The sequence below is a fragment of the Extensimonas vulgaris genome, from assembly GCF_003337425.1.
In the GTDB taxonomy this organism is placed as follows: Bacteria; Pseudomonadota; Gammaproteobacteria; order Burkholderiales; family Burkholderiaceae_C; genus Extensimonas; species Extensimonas vulgaris.
The window spans coordinates 431,614-449,148 of the sequence record NZ_QPJU01000001.1; the positions used below are offsets into that span (position 1 = coordinate 431,614).

Genomic DNA, 17,535 nt, shown 5'->3' on the forward strand with positions numbered 1-17,535 from the left:
CCCCCTCTTTTTTGGTTTCCATTGCGCGGTGCGGCAGCGACAGCTTGCCGCATCACCAGCGCTCGCCGCGCACAGCGCTGAAGCCGCAGCGTTTTTCCTGTCATAATCAGCGCCCATTCGGCTGGCCCACAGCGCAGCCGGCCCGAGCCCACCGGGCTCACCCTCCGGGCAGACCCGCAGCGCCGACACCGCGCTTTGCCGGGGCCGCTGCCCTCCTCTTTTCCCATCGCTTTCCCAGCCACTCCGCCAGGAGTCCCCTTCATGCACCTCAATGAACTCAAGGCACTGCACGTGTCTGAAGTCCTGAAACAAGCCGAAGAGCTTGGCATCGAAAACACCGGCCGCATGCGCAAGCAGGAGCTGATGTTCGCCATCATCAAAAAGCGCGCCAAGACCGGCGAGCAGGTGTTTGCCGACGGCGTGCTCGAAATCTTGCCCGACGGCTTCGGCTTTCTGCGCAGCCCCGACACCAGCTACACCGCGAGCACCGACGACATCTACATCTCGCCCAGCCAGGTGCGCCGCTTCAACCTGCACACCGGCGACATGATCGAGGGCGAGGTGCGCATTCCCAAGGAGGGCGAGCGCTACTTCGCGCTCAACAAGCTCGACAAGGTCAACGACGGCCCGCCCGAGCAGAACAAGCACAAGGTGATGTTCGAGAACCTCACGCCGCTCTTTCCCAAGGAGCAGCTCAAGCTCGAGCGCGACATCAAGAGCGAGGAAAACATCACCGGCCGCATCATCGACATCATCGCGCCCATAGGCAAAGGCCAGCGCGCGCTGATCGTCGCGCCGCCCAAGAGCGGCAAGACGGTGATGATGCAGCACATCGCCCACGCGATCACCGCGAACAACCCCGACGTGCACATGATGGTGCTGCTGGTCGACGAGCGCCCCGAAGAAGTCACCGAAATGCAGCGCACCGTCAAGGGCGAGATCATTGCCTCGACCTTCGACGAGCCCGCCACGCGCCACGTGCACGTGGCCGAGATGGTGATCGAGCGCGCCAAACGCCTGGTCGAACTCAAGAAAGACGTGGTGATCCTGCTCGACTCGATCACGCGCCTGGCGCGCGCCTACAACAACGTCGTGCCCTCGAGCGGCAAGGTGCTCTCGGGCGGCGTCGATGCGAACGCGCTGCACCGCCCCAAGCGCTTTTTCGGTGCCGCGCGCAAGGTTGAGGAAGGCGGCAGCCTGACCATCATCGCCACGGCGCTGGTGGACACGGGCAGCCGCATGGACGAGGTGATCTTTGAAGAATTCAAGGGCACGGGCAACTGCGAAATCCACCTGAGCCGGCGCCTCTACGAGAAGCGCGTGTTCCCCGCGATCGAGCTCAACAAGAGCGGCACGCGGCGCGAAGAGCTGCTCTTGCCGCCCGAAATCCTGCAAAAAACGCGCATCCTGCGCCAGTTCCTCTACAACATGGACGAGATCGAAGCCATGGAGCTCATGATCAAGAACATGAAGGCCACGAAGAACAATGTCGAATTCTTCGACATGATGCGCCGCGGCGGCTGAAGCCTAAGCCCACAAAAAAGCCGTGTGCGATAATAGAGAGCTTTTTCTGGCGGAAAGTACGCTCGATTCTCACGGTGCAGGGGTTGCGCCGGGTCAGGCGCGGCTGCCGCAGCACCCATCCGAGGAACGATCATGAAAGAAGGCATCCACCCCAACTACCGCGAAGTGCTGTTCGTGGACCAATCCAACGGCTTCAAGTTCGTCACGCGTTCGTGTGTGAACACCAAAGAAACCGCCAAGACCGACGACGGCCGCGAACTGCCGCTCTTCAAGCTCGACACTTCGAGCGAGTCGCACCCGTTTTACACCGGCACGCAAAAATCGGTGGACACCATGGGCGGGCGCGTCGAAAAATTCCGCAACCGTTTCGCCAAGGCCGGCGCCAAGAAATAATCCCCGGTCGATCGGGGCTGGATGCCTGGCCCGCGCCTGGCAGACTGTGCGCAACGCACCCTCCTGCAGCCCACCGAAAAAGGCAGCACGGCAGCTCAGGCCACCGCGCTGCCTTTTTCTTTCTGGACTTACGCAAACAAGGATGCAACAAAGTGTTTTGCCATGGGGCGAGCGCCTTGCCTGAGCCAGATTTGCGCAAGTCGCATCTTTTTTCTGCGCACGCAGGCACACTGCAGGGCACACGGCACGCAGCCCCAGCCCACCTCCCCCCCTTTTCCTGCCGCCGTGAATCCGCCCAACCCCGCCATCGTCAGCCAGGATGCCGCGCGCCCTTTGCCGCGCTGGGCACTGCTGTTGCTGTGCCTGGCGTACGTCGTGAGCGGTTTCGTCGGGCGCAGCCCGTGGAAGAGCGTGGACGTGATGTCGCTGGGCTACATGCTCGAACTCGCCCGCGGCCACACCGACTGGCTTGCGCCGCAGCTGCTGGGCCTGCCTGCTGCCGCCAGCGACGGGCTGCTGCCGTACTGGCTCGGTGCCTGGGCGATCCAGGCCACCGCCCCCTGGCTCGATGCAGCCGTGGCGGCGCGACTGCCCTTCATCGCCCTGCTCGGTCTCACGCTGCTCGCGACCTGGTGGGGCGTGGTTTACCTCGCGCGTCGCCCGCAGGCCCAGCCCGTGGCCTTTGCCTTCGGCGGCGAGGCCAAGCCCGACGACTACGCCCGCGCCATCGCCGACGGCGCGCTGCTCGCACTGCTCGCCTGCCTGGGGCTGGCGCAACTGGCGCATGAAACGAGCAGCTACCTCGTGCAATTGGCCTGCACCACGCTGGTGTTTTATGGCGCCGCAGCCCTGCCCTACCGCCAGTGGCTCGCGCTTGGCAGCTTTGGCGCGGGTCTGTGCGGACTAAGCCTCTCGGGGGCGCCCGGCATCTCGGCCTTGCTCGGGCTGGGCTGCCTGATACTTTTGTGGCGCGCACCGGCCGACGCGCTGCCACAAGTACCCATGCTGCGCAAGCGCTGGAGCCTGACCATGCTCGCCTGCACGGCGCTTGCCGCTGCGCTCACGGCTGCGCTGGGCCTGTGGCATTGGAACGTGGGCGACACCTGGCTCGGTTGGCAGGATTGGCGCAATCTGCTGCGGTTGCTGCTCTGGTTCGGTTGGCCCGCCTGGCCGCTGGCCTTGTGGACGCTGTGGCGTTGGCGCCAGCAGCTTTTGCACACGCCCGGCCCGCCGCATTTGCTGCTGCCGCTGTGGTTCGTGCTGGTTTCGCTGGCCTCCACCTTCACCACGCAACCGGCCGACCGCAGCCTGCTGCTGGGCCTGCCGGCCATGGCCGCGCTCGCCGCCTTTGCCCTGCCCACGCTCAAGCGCGCGATGGCGGCGTTGATCGACTGGTTCACGCTGCTCTTTTTTACGGCGCTGGCCCTGGCGCTGTGGGTGGTGTGGGTGGCCATGCAGACCGGCGTGCCCGCCAAGCCCGCGGCCAACGTTGCGCGGCTGGTGCCGGGCTTCGTTCCCGGCTTTTCCTGGCCGCCCCTGCTGCTCGCGCTGGGCGCTAGTTTTTGCTGGTGCGCGCTGGTGTGGTGGCGTGCCGCGCGCCACCGTGCGCCGATCTGGAAAAGCCTGGTGCTGCCCGCGGGCGGCACCGTCCTGTGCTGGCTGCTGCTCACTACCGTGTGGCTGCCTGCGCTCGACTACGCGCGCAGCTATGCGCCGCAGATGCAGCGCCTCGTGCATGCGCTCGGTGCGGCGCCGGGTTGCGTGCAAGTGGGGGGCGTCGGCCGCCCGCAGGCCGCGGCGCTGCTGTACCACACGCAGCTGCGCCTCGTGGCTGCGCGGCCGACCTCGGCCTGCCGCTGGCTCGTGGTCGATGCGGACAACTGGCCCGGGCGCGTTCCCGGCGTGGTACCGCATGAATGGCAGCTCGCCGCGCGCATCGTGCGCCCGACCGACAAGGACGATGCGCTGCTGCTGCTGCGCCGCATCACAGAAACCACCGCAGACGCGCCATGAGCGAGCGCGCCCTCATCGTGCGCCACGCGCTCACGGTGCTCGTGGGGCAGTGGGCGGTGATGGCCTTCGGGCTCGCAGACACGGTCGTCGCGGGCCGCCACAGCGCCACGGCGCTCGCTGCCCTCTCGGTGGGCGCGGCGATCTTCATCAGCATCTTCATCGCACTCACGGGCGTACTGCAAGCCTTGCTGCCCTTGTGGGCCGAATGGCACGGCGCGCAAGCGCCGGCGCGCATCGGCCGTTCGGTGCGCCAGGCGCTCTATCTGTGGGCGCTGCTCAGCGTGCTGGGCATGGCGCTGTTGCTCGCGCCCGATGCGCTGCTGCGCTGGGCCGAGGTGCCGCCCCCTTTGCGCGCCGAGGTGCAGCGCTACCTGGCCGTGCTCGCCTTCGCGCTGCCCGCAAACCTGCTGTTTCGGGTTTATGGCACGCTCAACCAGGCGCTGGGCATGCCGCACCTGGTCACCTGGCTGCAACTGGGCTCGCTGCTGTTCAAGCTGCCACTGTCGGTCTGGCTCACCTTTGGCGGCGCGGGCCTGCCGGCGCTCGGCGCAGCGGGCTGTGCCTGGGCCACGGTGCTCGTGCAGTACGGCATGCTGGCGCTCGCCTTGGGGCTGCTGCGCCGCCAGAGCGTCTATGCGCCCTTGCAATTGTGGCGCCGGCTGGAGCCGCTGCACCTGCCAAGCCTCGCGCAGTTCGCGCGCCTGGGCGTGCCCGCGGGGCTCGCGATCCTGGTCGAAGTGACCTCGTTCACGCTGATGTCGCTGTTCGTCGCGCGCCAGGGCACGGTGGCTGCAGCCGCGCACCAGATCGCGGCCAACGTGGCCGGCATGCTCTATGCGCTGCCGCTCGCGCTTGCCATCGCCACGAGCGCGCGTGCGAGCTACTGGCTCGGCCGCGCTGCACCCGCCCAGGCTGCAGCCGTGGTTTGGATGGGTTTTAGGCTCGCAACCGGCGTGGGTATTGCCGCAATAGCTATTTTGCTCATAGCTAAAGACGCGCTTGCAGCCCTCTACTCACAGAACCCCGAGGTGCGCACCCTGGCAAGCGCCCTGCTGCTGTGGATCGCGGCCTACCATGCGGCCGATGTGGTGCAGACCTTTTGCGTGTTCGTGCTGCGCTCGTACCGCATCACGGTGGCGCCGCTCGTGATCTATGGCCTTTTGCTGTGGGGGCTGGGCTTGGGCGGAGGCTACGTGCTTGCCTATTCAGGCTGGGGGCCGTGTGCCCCGCAGCCCTCACCACGCACGTTCTGGGCCACGAGCACCCTCGCGCTCGTGCTCGTCGCGGCGCTGTTTTGGGTGCTGCTGCGGCGCACCCTCAAGGCGCGAGTGCAGGCTGTGCAGCCGCCCGCAAGCGGATCGCCGGAAAGGTGACCGAAAAGGTCGAGCCCTTGCCCACCGTGCTCGTGATGTGCAGTGCGGCGCCGTGGCGCTGCAGCACGTGCTTGACGATCGCCAGCCCCAGCCCCGTGCCGCCGGTTTCGCGCGAGCGGCTGCGATCGACGCGGTAAAACCGCTCGGTGATGCGCGGAATGTGCTCGGGCGCAATGCCCACGCCCGTGTCATGCACGCTGAAAACCGCCGTGCCATCGGCCTCGCGCCGCCATTCGACCGTGATGCTGCCGCCCGCAGGCGTATAGCGCACGGCATTGGTGATGAGGTTCGACAGAGCACTTTGCAGCTCGGTCGCGGCGCCCGCGATCTCGCCGGCCTCTTGCAGCGTCTCGGGCGCAGGAAACTGCAGCACATGCGGGCGCTGCACGTCCTGCGTCAGCAGGGACGAAAGTGCCCGTGCCTCCTGTTCACAACGCCGCACCAGGCTTTGCACCGGCGTCCACTCATCGAGGCCCGGCAAGGGACTGCCCTCGAGACGCGAGAGCGTGAGCAGGTCTTCGACGATGTGCTGCATGCGCGCGGCCTGCTGCCCCATCATGCCGAGGTAACGACTGCGCTCCTGCGCGTCGAGTGGCAGGGTTTGCAAGGTTTCGATGAAGCCCGACAGCACCGTCAGCGGCGTGCGCATCTCATGCGACACGTTTGCGACGAAATCGCGCCGCATGGCGTCGGCCTGTTCGAGCGCCGTGACATCGCGCGCCAGCAGCAGCATGCGCCCACCATCGTAGGGAAAGAGCTGTACCGACAACCGCACGGGGTGCGCGGGCGTGCTCTCCCGGCTGCGCAGGATCACGTCGTGGCTGAAATCGTGGGCCGCCCAATACGCACTGAACTCCGGGTCACGCACGAGGTTGCCGATGAATTGCATCAGGTCGCGCTGCACATCAAGGTCAAAATGCGCCGCAGCGATTTCATTGCACCATTCGATACGCCCTTGTCCGTCGAGCAACACCACGCCGTTGGGCGTGGCCTGCAGTGCCGCCAGAAGTTCCTGCACCCGAGCCTGGCTGTATGCGACTTGCGCCTGCCCCTGCCGTAGCAAGCGCCGCGCCCTATCGGCCGCCTCGCCCCAGAGTCCGCGCAGCTGCGGCGCCGCAGAAACGTCGCCGGCGCGCAGCCAGCGCAACACTTGGCCTGCGCGCCAGACGTCGAGCGCAAACCAAGCCCACACTGCGAGGCCCGCGCCCAGCAAAGCGCCCCACGCCCCCTCCAGCCACCACCCAAGTCCCCCGCCAGCGACCTGACACAGCAAAAAAAGAAGCCAATGCCTGAACATGCGTGAGCCGAGCCTTGTGAATCCGGCAGGTGCCGCTCAGGCCCGTAGCAAAGCCGCTGGCTGGCTCGTGAAACGATAGCCCGCGCCACGCACGGTCTCGACCATGGCCCCTGCAGGACCAAGCGCCTCACGCAGGCGCTTGACGTGCACATCGACCGTGCGTTCCTCGATGAATACATGGTCGCCCCACACCTTGTCGAGCAACTGGGCGCGGCTGTGCACACGCTCGGCATGTTTCATGAAAAAGTGCAGCAGTTTGAACTCCGTCGGCCCCACTTTGAGCGCACGCCCCTGGTAGGTCACGCGGTGCGTGGCGGCGTCGAGCACCAGATCGCCCTGCGCCACGCTGTCGTTGACCTGCTCGGGCGCGCGGCGGCGCAGCACGGCGCGGATACGCGCGAGCAACTCCTGTGTGGAAAAAGGCTTGGTGATGTAGTCGTCGGCCCCGGCGTCGAGCCCCGCGACTTTGTCGGGCTCGTCGCCGCGCGCCGTGAGCATGATGATGGGCACGGACTTGCTGCGGCTGTCGGCGCGCCATTTGCGTGCGAGCACGAGGCCGCTGTGCCCCGGCAGCATCCAGTCGAGCAGGATCACGTCGGGCAAAACGGTGTCGATCTCGCGCTGGGCCGAATCGCCATCCTCTGCCCAAATCGGCTGAAAACCGTTGTGGCGCAGGTTGACGGCGATCAGCTCGGCAATCGCAGGCTCGTCCTCGACGATCAAAACGCGGGGCATTTTTTTCATCCGCACTCTCACTCAATGCGACAAAGTGGATTCGATTTCGTCCATGGCCACGTGGCGCACGTCCTTGCCTTCGACGAGGTAGATGATGAGCTCGGCCAGATTCTTGGCATGATCGCCAATGCGCTCTATGGCCTTGGCAAGAAACAGCAAATCCAGGCTCGGCGAGATGGTGCGCGGGTCTTCCATCATGTAGGTGATGAGCTTGCGCACGAAGCCGTCGAACTCCTGATCGATCAGATCGTCTTCTTTGAGGATGGCGATCGCCGCCCTGGTGTCGAGCCGCGCCAGCGCATCGAGCACTTTGCGCAGCTGCGCCGAAGCAAGATCCGCCGCCACGCGCAACTCGCCTGCGGGCAGCGAGCGCGCCGCCCCGCTCTCGATGATCGATTGCACCATGCGCGCCATTTTGTTGGCTTCGTCGCCCATGCGTTCGAGGTTGGTCGTGGCCTTGGAAAACGCGATCAGCAGGCGCAAATCGCGGGCCGTGGGCTGGCGCCGCGCAATGATCGTCGTGAGCTCATGGTCGATCTCCACTTCCATGGCATTGACCCGATGCTCGGTCACCATGACTTGGTGCGCAGCATCGAGGTTGAACTGCGACAGCGCGTAGATCGCCTGGCGTATCTGCGCCTCGACGAGCCCGCCCATCTCCATGACGCGCGCAGAGACGGTGTTGAGCTCGTTGTCGAATTGCGAGGAGAGATGTTTCTCGGTCATGGTACGTCCCTTAGGTTCATCAGCCCCATCGCTTCAGCCGAAACGGCCCGTGATGTAGTCTTCGGTCTCTTTGCGCTGCGGCTTGAAGAACATCTGCTCTGTTTCGCCGAACTCGACCAAATCGCCCAGGTACATGTACGCCGTGTAATCGCTCACCCGCGCCGCCTGCTGCATGTTGTGCGTGACGATCACCACGGTGTATTCGTCTTTGAGCTCAGCGATCAATTCTTCAATCTTCGCCGTGGAGATCGGGTCGAGCGCCGAACATGGCTCGTCGAGCAGCAACACCTCGGGTCTCACGGCAATGCCGCGTGCGATGCATAGGCGTTGCTGCTGCCCCCCGGAGAGGCTCGCGCCGCTTTGCCGGAGTTTGTCTTTGACTTCGTCCCACAGCGCCGCCTTGCGCAGCGCCCATTCGACGCGGTCGTCGAGGTCGCTCGCTCCGAGGTTTTCAAACAGTTTGACCCCGAAGGCGATGTTGTCGTAAATCGACATGGGAAACGGCGTGGGTTTTTGAAACACCATGCCCACCCTCGCGCGCAGCAAGGCCACGTCCTGCTTGCTCGTGAGCACGTCTTCGCCGTCGAGCAGGATCTGGCCTTGCGCGCGCTGCTCGGGATAGAGCTCGTACATGCGGTTGAAGGTGCGCAGCAAGGTCGATTTGCCGCAGCCCGACGGCCCGATGAAAGCCGTGACCTTGTGTTCCGGGATGTCCAAATCGATGTTTTTCAGGGCGTGAAACTTGCCGTAATAGAAATTCAAGCCGCGCACCGCGAGCTTGGGGCGAATCTTGGCAGGAGCCGTGACAGCCGGTGAGACGATGGGCATGGCAAATCTTTCCTGGTTCCGTTCATTGCTGGCGCGAAAGCATGCGCGCGAGGATATTGAGACCCAGCACAGCGAGCGTGATCAAAAACACGCCGGCCCACGCAAGCTGCTGCCAGTTTTCATAAGGGCTCATGGCAAATTTGAAAATGGTCACCGGCAGGCTGGCCATGGGCTTGGAGAGGTCGGCGCTCCAGAACTGGTTGTTGAGCGACGTGAACAGCAGCGGCGCCGTTTCGCCCGAAATACGCGCCACGGCAAGCAGCACCCCCGTGATCACGCCCGCGCGTGCCGCGCGCAAAGTCACGAGAGTGATGACTTTCCACTTGGGCGAACCCAGTGCATACGCCGCCTCGCGCAAACTCGCGGGCACGAGCAGCAGCATGTTTTCGGTCGTGCGTATGACCACCGGAATCACGATCAATGCAAGCGCCAGGATCCCTGCGTACGCCGAGAAACTCCGCAAGCGCGCAACCACCACGGCATAGACGAACAGGCCGATCACGATGCTCGGCGCCGACAGCAAAATGTCGTTGACGAAGCGCGTGACCGCCGCAAGCACACTTTTTTTGTCGTACTCAGCCAAAAACACCCCTGCCATCATGCCTATGGGCGTGCCCAACGCCGTGGCCAGCAGCACCATCGTGAGCGAGCCGAAAATCGCGTTGGCGAGGCCACCGGCATCGTTGGGCGGCGGAGTCATTTGGGTAAACAAGCCGAAACTGAACCCCGCCAGACCAAGCCGCAGCGTCTCCCACAAAATCCAGACGAGCCAGAACACGCCAAAAACCATGGCAACGAGCGACAAGCTCAGCGCCACCTGATTGATGCGCTTGCGCCTTTGGAAGCGCACCGCACGCTGCTGCGCCAAACCACTCATGTGCGCGCTCCTTCATTTTTTTGCAAGCGCATCAGCAATACCTTGGACAAAGCCAACACCACGAAGGTGATGAAAAACAACACCAAACCCAGATAGATCAACGAAGCCTGGTGCAGTCCCTCGGCGGCTTCGGCGAACTCGTTGGCCAGCGCCGAAGTGATACTGTTGGCCGCCTCGAAAAGCGACAAGGACTTGAGCTGGTTCATGTTGCCGATGACGAAGGTCACTGCCATGGTTTCGCCAAGTGCACGTCCCAAGCCCAGCATGATGCCGCCAAGCACGCCGGTCTTGGTGTAAGGCAGCACGACCTTCCATACCACCTCCCAGGTCGTGGAGCCGAGCCCGTAAGCCGACTCCTTGAGCATCGCAGGTGTCACCTCGAACACGTCACGCATCACCGAGGCGATGAACGGGATCACCATGATGGCCAAAATGATGCCCGCCGACAAAATGCCTATTCCTACGGGCGGCCCCGAAACCAGGGCTGCCAGATATGGCACGCCGCTGAACCAGGCTTGCAGTGGCTCCTGCACGAAGCGCGCGAGGATGGGTGCAAACACCAGCAAACCCCACATGCCATAGACGATGGAGGGCACCGCGGCGAGCAACTCGATCGCCGTGCCCAACGGGCGCTTGAGCCACGCGGGCGACAGCTCGGTCAGGAACAAGGCAATGCCGAAACTCACGGGCACTGCGATCAGCAAGGCAATGAACGAGGTCGCCAGCGTGCCATAAATCATCACCAGCCCGCCGTACTCGTCTTGCACCGGGTCCCACACGCTGCGCCCGAGAAAACCCAAGCCGTAACGCGCAATGGCGGGCCACGCACCGATCACGAGCGACACCAGGATACCGACCAAAACCGCCAAAGTCAGCGCAGCAGCCGCCCAGGCCAGCCAGGCAAAAATGCGATCGGCAAGCGCATTCGTCAGAAGTTTCGGGCGCGCGGGAGGGGTGCCGCGCTGCGCCTTCGGTTCAACGGCGGCGGTCGGCAAGGCGCGCACAGGCAGGGAAGTGGACACGTTGGCGATCCTCAATGCATCACGACGTCATTTGTAGGCAACCGGCTTGCCCGAGGCATCTTTGATCTCGGCCCACGACTTCATGACCATCTCCTTGACGCTGGCCGGCAACGGCACGTAGTCCAGGTCGGATGCCGTTTTGTCGCCATTTTTGTAGGCCCAATCGAAAAACCGCAGCGCCGCGGCAGCCTCGGCGGGTTTGTCCTGCACTTTGTGCATCAGAATGAAGGTGGGGTTGGTGATCGGCCAAGTGGCGTTGCCAGGCTGGTTCGTGAGGATCAGGTAAAAGCTCTTGGGCCACACGGCGCCTGCGGCGGCGGCCTTGAAAGCGTCTTCGTCTGGCGAAACGTAGCGGCCAGCAGCATTTTGCATTTGCACGTACGTCATCTTGTTTTGCTTGACGTAAGCGTACTCGACGTAGCCAATCGAGTTCGGCAGGCGGCCCACGAAAGCGGCCACGCCTTCATTGCCCTTCCCGCCGGCGCCGACGGGCCAGTTCACTGCCGTGCCCTCGCCAACTTTGCTCTTCCACTCGGGATTGACCTTGGAGAGGTAGTTGGTGAACACGAACGTGGTGCCCGAGCCATCGGCGCGGCGCACCGGTGCAATGGCCGCATCGGGCAACGCCAAGCCTGGATTCAGCGCCTGAATCGCAGGATCGTTCCATTTCGTGATCTTGCCCAAATAGATGTCGCCAAGCACCTGGCCATTGAGCTTGAGCTTGCCGGGCTCCAGGCCTTTGACATTGACCACGGGCACCACGCCGCCGATCACGGTGGGGAATTGCACCAAGCCCTTTTTCTCGAGCTCATCTTCCTTCAAAGGCATGTCGGATGCGCCGAAGGCCACCGTTTTGGCATCGATCTGTTTGAGACCTGCGCCAGAGCCCACAGATTGGTAGTTGATCTTGACACCCGTGGCCTGGTAGTAATCCGCGGCCCATTTGGCGTACAGCGGCGCCGGGAAGGTAGCACCTGCGCCGGTGATCTCTTTGACTTCCTGCTGCGCCTGCGCGCCAGCAGCCATGCCGACGGCAACCGCACCTGTTGCAAAAAAGCGGATCATTGAGAGCTTCATGGGAACACCTCTTGGGTTGGAAAGGGATGCGCCACTTTATCGGGCTGCAATGACAGAAATGTGACATTCGCCAGCCTTTGTCATGCCTACCCCAAACACCCTTTGGGCTGTCACTGTTTTGTCATGCGCGCACCCTAGCATGGTCTTTTCTTGCAAGCTGCAAGCATGGCCCATGATCCCCTGGTGCGTCTGCTATGCTGAACTGCAGCAAAAAGCGCAACACGCGCCACAACATGAACGACGGAACACTGCTTGCGGCTGTGGACTTGGGCTCCAACAGCTTTCGCCTCGAAATCGGCCGCTTTGCCTACGGCCACATCGAACGCATCGAATACCGCAAAGAAACCGTGCGCCTGGGCGGCGGCCTCGACGAGGAACGCAAGCTCACGCCCGAAGCCATGCAGCGCGGCTGGGAGTGCCTCGCGCGCTTTGGCGAGCGGCTTGCAGACTTCAGCCCTTCGCAAGTGCGCGCCGTGGCCACGCAAACGCTGCGCGAGGCGCGCAACCGCCAGGAGTTCATCGCGCGCGGCAGCGAGGTGCTGGGCTATCCGATCGACGTGGTCTCGGGCCCCGAAGAAGCGCGGCTCATCTACCAAGGCGTGGCGCACCTGCTGCCCCAGTCGGATGAGCGCCGGCTCGTGGTGGACATCGGCGGACGCTCGACCGAGCTCATCGTCGGGCAGCAATTCTCGCCGCAGCTCATGGCCTCGTACCGCGTCGGCAGTGTGGCGTGGTCGGCGCGTTACTTCGCCCAAGGCGCGTTCACGCCGCAAGCGTTCTCGACTGCTGAAATCGCCGCCAAGGCCGTGCTCGACGAAGCGCTGGACACTTTTCACCGCAACGCATGGGAAGTCGCCTATGGCGCTTCGGGCACCGTGGGTGCCGTTGCAGACATTCTGGCGCTGGCCGGGCTTGCGCCAGCGGGCGCCATCACGCGCGCCGGGCTGGACTGGCTGCAAGAGCGCCTCGTGCGCGCCCAATCGGCCGAACGCTTGCGTCTCGAAGGGCTCAAGGACGAGCGCAGGCCCGTGCTCGGCGGCGGACTCAGTGTGCTGCGTGCCGTGTTCGATCTGCTGCAAATCGACCAAATGCAGGCCGCGCAGGGCGCTTTGCGCCATGGTCTGCTCTACGACTTGCTCGACCGCGAGCAGCCCGCGACCGACTTGCGTGCCGCTGCGGTGCAGGGTCTGATGCAGCGCTTTGCCGTCGATGCCGCACAGGCAGAGCGCGTCGCGCGCACCGCGGGCATTTTGTTCGCACAGGTTGCGCCGCCATCGCCAGCCAGCGCCGCCGCGGCGCGCGAGCTCGAGTGGGCCGCCCGCATGCACGAACTGGGCAGTCTGATCTCGCACAGCGATGCGCACCGTCATGGCGCGTACATCCTCGACAACACCGACGTGCCCGGCTTCACTGCGACCGAATTGCACAGGCTGGGCTTGCTGGTGCTGGGGCAGCGCGGCAAAGTCCGCAAGCTCGAGGCCGAATTGCACGGCGACACCGGCCTGGTCGTGCAGCTGCTGTGCCTGCGCCTGGCCGTGGCGCTGTGCCATGCCCGCCGCGACCCCGACATCGCCGGGCTAACGCTGCAGTTGAAAGGCACGCACCACGTGCTCACGACGCGCCCCGGCTGGGCCAGGGCCTACCCGCAATCGGCTTACCTGCTGCGTGAAGAAGCCCTGGCGTGGCAAAAAACTCCGTGGGAGCTGCGGCTAGAGTTGCATTAACCCAGATTGTTCATTAGGACGCGGGCTGATCGTTCCCCGTCATTGCGAAGGACGAAGGCCCGTGGCAATCCATCGGGCCTTGGTAACAGCGCCGGCGCACGCTGCAAAGGATGGGATTGGATTGCCGCGCCCCTGCGGGGCTCGCAATGACGGGTTTCTTTGCAGCGGCCCCAATGACCGACAGACGTCCGTCAGCGCCCGCGTAGGCGCGCAGCGCCGCCGAATGGACAATCTGGGATGAACCCCCTGCCCCTTTCTTGCCAAAGCTGCCATGCCCTCTGCACCAATCTGTCCCCCGCCGTCGGCCGAAACCAGCACTGCCGCACCTTCTTCCTCTGTTGGCTTGCAGGGCCTGAGCAGTGCCGAGGCGGCGCGACGCCTCGCTGCCGAAGGCCCGAACCTGCTGCCTGGCAACGCGCCCAAGTCCTTCTGGACGATCGTGCGCGAAGTCCTCACCGAACCCATGTTTTTGATGCTGCTGGTCGCCGGCAGCATCTACCTGATGCTTGGCGACCGCAGCGAAGCCTTGTTCCTGCTCGGTTTCGTGTGCGTGGTGATCGGCATCACGGTGGCGCAGGAGCGCCGCACACAGCGCGCACTGGAGTCGCTGCGTGATCTCTCGGCCCCGCGCGCTTTGGTGCTGCGCGATGGTCAGGAGCAGCGCATCGCGGGCCGCGACGTGGTGCGCGGGGACTTGCTCGTGCTGCACGAGGGCGACCGCATCGCGGCCGACGCCGTGTTGCGGCAAGGGCAGCTCGAGGTCGACGAGTCGCTGCTCACGGGCGAATCGGTACCCGTGGCCAAGCTGCCCTGCCCGCCGCAATCTGCCCGCAGCAATGACGATGCGCCCCTGCCCGACGAGGAGGTGCATCTTTTGTACGCAAGCACCGTGGTGACGCGCGGTGTGGGCATTGCCGAGGTCTGCGCCACCGGCGCGCGCAGCGCTGTCGGGCGCATCGGGGCAGACCTCGCTGCCACCGTGGAGCCGCCCTCTGCGCTGCAGCAGGCTTCGCGCGCCCTGGTGCGCCGGCTCGGTGCGATCGCGGGGCTGCTCGCTGCATTTCAGGTGCTGCTGGGCTGGTGGTGGGGCGGCCGGCCGCTGCTCGAGAGCCTGCTGACCGGCATTGCGCTTGCGATGGCCATCCTGCCCGAAGAAATCCCGGTCATCCTCACCGTGTTCCTCGCGCTCGGCGCCTGGCGCATCGCCCAGCAAAAAGTGCTCACGCGGCGCGTCGCTGCCGTCGAAGCCTTGGGCGCGATCACCGTGCTCGCGGTGGACAAGACCGGCACGCTCACGCTCAACCGCATGGCCGTGGCCGAGCTCGCCACACCCCAAGCGCAGTGGCGCGCCGAAGGTGCGCAAAACCTGCCCGAAGCGTTTCACCTGCTGACCGAATTCGCCCTGCTGGCGACGCCGCTGGACCCGTTCGACCCCATGGAAAAAGCCATCCAGAGCTTCGGCCACCGCTGGCTCACGGGCACCGAGCACGTGCACGATGATGCGCAGCCCGAGTTCGAGTACGCGCTCTCGGGCGAAATCCTGGCCATGACGCGCGTTTATGCGAGCAGCAACCCAGCGCAGCACCTGCTCGCCACCAAAGGCGCGCCCGAGGCCGTGATCGACCTGTGTCACCTGCCCGCGGCGCAGCGCGAAGCCATTCAGCGCCAGACGCAGGCCATGGCCGAGCGTGGGCTGCGCGTGCTCGGCGTGGCGCGTGGGCGCTGGACGGGCGCGCCGCCGGCAGCAGGCCGCACGCCCCTCTGGCCCGCCAGCCAGCATGACTTCGACTTCGAATTCCTGGGCCTCGTGGCGCTGGCCGACCCGCCGCGCCCGGAAGTCCCGGCCGCGCTGGCCGAATGCCGCGCGGCCGGCGTGCGCGTGATCATGATGACGGGCGACCACCCGGCGACGGCCCGCGCCATTGCGCGGCAAGTGGGGCTCTCCGAGCGGCCCGACGTCATCACGGGCGCCGAGATCGAGGCGCTCGACGATGCCGCCTTGCGCGCACGCCTGCAGCATGTGGACTTGTGTGCGCGGCTCAAGCCGCAGCACAAGCTGCGCCTCGTGCAGATGCTGCGCGCAGCCGGCGAGGTCGTGGCCATGACGGGCGACGGTGTCAACGATGCGCCCGCACTCAAGGCCGCAGACGTTGGCATCGCCATGGGCGAGCGCGGCACCGACGTGGCGCGCGAGGCCGCCGCGCTGGTGCTGCTCGATGACAGCTTTGCGCGCATCGTCGCGGCGATCCGCCAAGGGCGGCGCATTGACGACAACATCCGCAAGGCCACGCGTTTCGTCTTTGCTGTGCACATGCCCATCATCGCACTTGCGCTCGTGCCCACGCTGTTGCGCTGGCCCGCACTGCTGTTGCCCGTGCACATCGTGCTGCTCGAGCTGCTGATCGACCCGATCTGCTCCGTCGTCTTCGAAGCCGAACCCGAGGATGAAGACTTGATGCGGCGTCCGCCGCGCGCGGCGTCGGACTCGCCCTTCGCCGCAGCTCCGCTGCTCCTGGGCGTTGCGCAGGGGCTGGGAATGGGCGTGCTTTTGCTTGCCGGCCAATCCTGGCTCGTGGCCTCTGGCTGGAGCGCAGAACAAGGCCGGACCATCATTTTCTGCACGCTGGTGCTTGGTGTGATGCTATTGGTTTTGGCAAATCGCGACCTTGCCCATCCTGCCTGGCATGGCCTTGCCGACCCCAATCCCTGGCTTGCGCGCATGGCCGGCGTGATGGCCCTGCTGCTGCTCGCGGTGCTTGGCGTGCCCTGGTTGCGCGAGCTCATGGGTCTGGCCCTGCCAGGTACGCCAGGCGCGCTCATCGCTGCCGTGCTGCTCGCGCTGTGTCTGTTGTGGCTGGAACTGCTGCGCTGGCTGCGGCCCAAAAGCCGTCGCCATGCTTAAGACGCCAAGACTAAGGCACGCGCGCGAGCGGCGCGTGGTCCAGATCGGGCCGGTGCCACGGATCGATGTGCGTCATGAGGTTGAGTACGCGGTGGCGCTGCAAAACGCGGCGGCGGGCTTCTACGGCGATGTCATGCCCCTGTTCGACGCTGAGGTTCGCGTCCACCTCGAGGTGCGCATCCACCAGCATCAAGTCGCCCATCTTGCGCGTGCGCACGTCGTGCACGCCGCGCACGCCGGGCGTTTCGAGCAAGGTCTGGCGGATTGCCTGCACTTCCTGCTCGTCGGCCGCGCGATCCATGAGGTCGTGCAGTGCGTCCCAGGCGAAACCCCAGCCCATGCGCGCCACCATGAGCCCGACGATCAGCGCCGCGATGGGGTCGAGCAACGGATAGCCGGCCAGATTGCCCGCAATACCTATCCCTACAACCAGCGACGACGCCGCATCCGAGCGCGCATGCCAGGCGTTGGCCACCAACATGCTCGACTTGACGCGCTTGGCCACGGCGAGCATGTAGCGAAACAGCAATTCCTTGGCAACCAAGGCCACCCCCGCGACCCACAGCGCCACCGCATGCACCTGCGGCACCGCATGCGGACTTTGCACTTTGGCAAGCGCCGCCCACAGCATGCCCAGGCCCACGCCGAGCAGCAGCAGGCCCAGCGCCAGCGAGGCCGCCGTTTCGAACCGCTGGTGGCCGTAAGGGTGGTCGGCGTCGGCGTCTTTTTGCGCATGGCGATTGGCCAGCAGCACGACGAAATCGGCCACCAGGTCTGACAGCGAATGGACACCGTCGGCAACCAAGCCCTGCGACTTGGACAGAATGCCCACGACGATCTGCACCGCCGTGAGCAACAGATTCACCGCCACGCTCACCCAGGTGCTGCGCGCAGCCGCCGCAGCGCGCTCGGCCGCCGTGTGTTCGGTGTCTTCATGGTCTTGCAGGGGCGAGATCAGCATGGGGCAATGGCAGAGTGAACAAAATATGACGATGCGGGCGAACGTGCCACAAAGCAACATTGTGCCCATGATCTCATCGTCGA

General features: G+C 65.0%; 14 protein-coding genes. 6 read left to right on the forward strand and 8 right to left on the reverse strand.

Annotated elements, in window-relative coordinates; all coding sequences use genetic code 11:
• Window positions 1–261: 261 nt before the first annotated feature.
• The 4 genes from rho to DFR45_RS01985 all read left to right on the forward strand — a co-directional run bounded on the left by rho (window position 262) and on the right by DFR45_RS01985 (window position 5,303).
• Complete coding sequence (gene rho, locus DFR45_RS01970; protein WP_114482003.1) at window positions 262–1,524, forward strand: transcription termination factor Rho; 1,263 nt, start codon at window positions 262–264, stop codon at window positions 1,522–1,524.
• 132 nt (window positions 1,525–1,656) lie between these two features.
• Entirely contained in the window at window positions 1,657–1,917 is a 261-nt protein-coding gene (locus DFR45_RS01975) for a type B 50S ribosomal protein L31 (RefSeq protein ID WP_114482004.1), read from the forward strand.
• Between the two features lie 285 nt (window positions 1,918–2,202).
• On the forward strand, window positions 2,203–3,930 hold the full coding sequence (locus DFR45_RS01980) for a hypothetical protein (protein ID WP_114482198.1): 1,728 nt from the start codon (window positions 2,203–2,205) through the stop codon (window positions 3,928–3,930).
• Window positions 3,927–5,303, forward strand: a complete 1,377-nt coding sequence (locus DFR45_RS01985; protein ID WP_114482005.1) for an MATE family efflux transporter — start codon at window positions 3,927–3,929, stop codon at window positions 5,301–5,303. Before DFR45_RS01980 ends, DFR45_RS01985 begins: the two co-directional genes overlap by 4 nt.
• On the opposite strand, the gene phoR is transcribed toward DFR45_RS01985, so the two are convergent.
• The 7 genes from phoR to pstS all read right to left on the reverse strand — a co-directional run bounded on the left by phoR (window position 5,248) and on the right by pstS (window position 11,865).
• Complete coding sequence (gene phoR / locus DFR45_RS01990) at window positions 5,248–6,600, reverse strand: phosphate regulon sensor histidine kinase PhoR (RefSeq protein WP_114482006.1); 1,353 nt, start codon at window positions 6,598–6,600, stop codon at window positions 5,248–5,250. The two genes, DFR45_RS01985 and phoR, sit on opposite strands and share 56 nt — an antisense overlap.
• Before the next feature lie 36 nt (window positions 6,601–6,636).
• Window positions 6,637–7,344 carry a phosphate regulon transcriptional regulator PhoB gene (phoB, locus tag DFR45_RS01995; RefSeq protein WP_114482007.1) on the reverse strand — a complete coding sequence of 236 codons (708 nt, stop codon included), beginning with the start codon at window positions 7,342–7,344 and terminating at the stop codon, window positions 6,637–6,639.
• Window positions 7,345–7,356: 12 nt separating this feature from the next.
• On the reverse strand, window positions 7,357–8,061 hold the full coding sequence (gene phoU / locus DFR45_RS02000) for a phosphate signaling complex protein PhoU (protein WP_114482008.1): 705 nt from the start codon (window positions 8,059–8,061) through the stop codon (window positions 7,357–7,359).
• 33 nt (window positions 8,062–8,094) lie between these two features.
• Entirely contained in the window at window positions 8,095–8,889 is a 795-nt protein-coding gene (gene pstB, locus DFR45_RS02005; RefSeq protein ID WP_114482009.1) for a phosphate ABC transporter ATP-binding protein PstB, read from the reverse strand.
• 22 nt (window positions 8,890–8,911) lie between these two features.
• Complete coding sequence (pstA, locus tag DFR45_RS02010) at window positions 8,912–9,766, reverse strand: phosphate ABC transporter permease PstA (RefSeq protein WP_114482010.1); 855 nt, start codon at window positions 9,764–9,766, stop codon at window positions 8,912–8,914.
• Window positions 9,763–10,698 carry a phosphate ABC transporter permease subunit PstC gene (gene pstC / locus DFR45_RS02015; protein ID WP_241659381.1) on the reverse strand — a complete coding sequence of 312 codons (936 nt, stop codon included), beginning with the start codon at window positions 10,696–10,698 and terminating at the stop codon, window positions 9,763–9,765. The genes pstA and pstC overlap by 4 nt, the downstream gene beginning before the upstream one ends.
• 117 nt (window positions 10,699–10,815) lie before the next feature.
• Complete coding sequence (gene pstS, locus DFR45_RS02020) at window positions 10,816–11,865, reverse strand: phosphate ABC transporter substrate-binding protein PstS (protein ID WP_114482011.1); 1,050 nt, start codon at window positions 11,863–11,865, stop codon at window positions 10,816–10,818.
• 233 nt (window positions 11,866–12,098) lie between these two features.
• Between pstS and DFR45_RS02025 the strand changes: the two genes are divergently transcribed.
• Together DFR45_RS02025 and DFR45_RS02030 are read left to right on the forward strand one after the other, a co-directional pair.
• Entirely contained in the window at window positions 12,099–13,589 is a 1,491-nt protein-coding gene (locus DFR45_RS02025; protein ID WP_114482200.1) for a Ppx/GppA phosphatase family protein, read from the forward strand.
• A 271-nt stretch (window positions 13,590–13,860) separates the two neighbouring features.
• Window positions 13,861–16,491, forward strand: a complete 2,631-nt coding sequence (locus tag DFR45_RS02030) for a cation-translocating P-type ATPase (RefSeq protein WP_114482012.1) — start codon at window positions 13,861–13,863, stop codon at window positions 16,489–16,491.
• A gap of 10 nt (window positions 16,492–16,501) precedes the next feature.
• Here the strand turns inward: DFR45_RS02030 and DFR45_RS02035 are convergent, their stop codons facing one another.
• The gene (locus DFR45_RS02035) at window positions 16,502–17,452 is read right to left on the reverse strand and encodes a cation diffusion facilitator family transporter (RefSeq protein WP_114482013.1); all 951 of its coding nucleotides are present in this window, start codon (window positions 17,450–17,452) and stop codon (window positions 16,502–16,504) included.
• Window positions 17,453–17,535: the final 83 nt, after the last annotated feature.

Bases quoted from the DNA above. Each gene is read 5' to 3' on its own strand.
- rho (WP_114482003.1), top strand. From the start codon at position 262: ATGCACCTCAATGAACTCAAGGCACTGCACGTGTCTGAAGTCCTGAAA.
- DFR45_RS01975 (WP_114482004.1), top strand. From the start codon at position 1,657: ATGAAAGAAGGCATCCACCCCAACTACCGCGAAGTGCTGTTCGTGGAC.
- DFR45_RS01985 (WP_114482005.1), top strand. From the start codon at position 3,927: ATGAGCGAGCGCGCCCTCATCGTGCGCCACGCGCTCACGGTGCTCGTG.
- phoR (WP_114482006.1), bottom strand. From the start codon at position 6,600: ATGTTCAGGCATTGGCTTCTTTTTTTGCTGTGTCAGGTCGCTGGCGGG.
- phoB (WP_114482007.1), bottom strand. From the start codon at position 7,344: ATGAAAAAAATGCCCCGCGTTTTGATCGTCGAGGACGAGCCTGCGATT.
- phoU (WP_114482008.1), bottom strand. From the start codon at position 8,061: ATGACCGAGAAACATCTCTCCTCGCAATTCGACAACGAGCTCAACACC.
- pstB (WP_114482009.1), bottom strand. From the start codon at position 8,889: ATGCCCATCGTCTCACCGGCTGTCACGGCTCCTGCCAAGATTCGCCCC.
- pstA (WP_114482010.1), bottom strand. From the start codon at position 9,766: ATGAGTGGTTTGGCGCAGCAGCGTGCGGTGCGCTTCCAAAGGCGCAAG.
- pstS (WP_114482011.1), bottom strand. From the start codon at position 11,865: ATGAAGCTCTCAATGATCCGCTTTTTTGCAACAGGTGCGGTTGCCGTC.
- DFR45_RS02025 (WP_114482200.1), top strand. From the start codon at position 12,099: ATGAACGACGGAACACTGCTTGCGGCTGTGGACTTGGGCTCCAACAGC.
- DFR45_RS02030 (WP_114482012.1), top strand. From the start codon at position 13,861: ATGCCCTCTGCACCAATCTGTCCCCCGCCGTCGGCCGAAACCAGCACT.
- DFR45_RS02035 (WP_114482013.1), bottom strand. From the start codon at position 17,452: ATGCTGATCTCGCCCCTGCAAGACCATGAAGACACCGAACACACGGCG.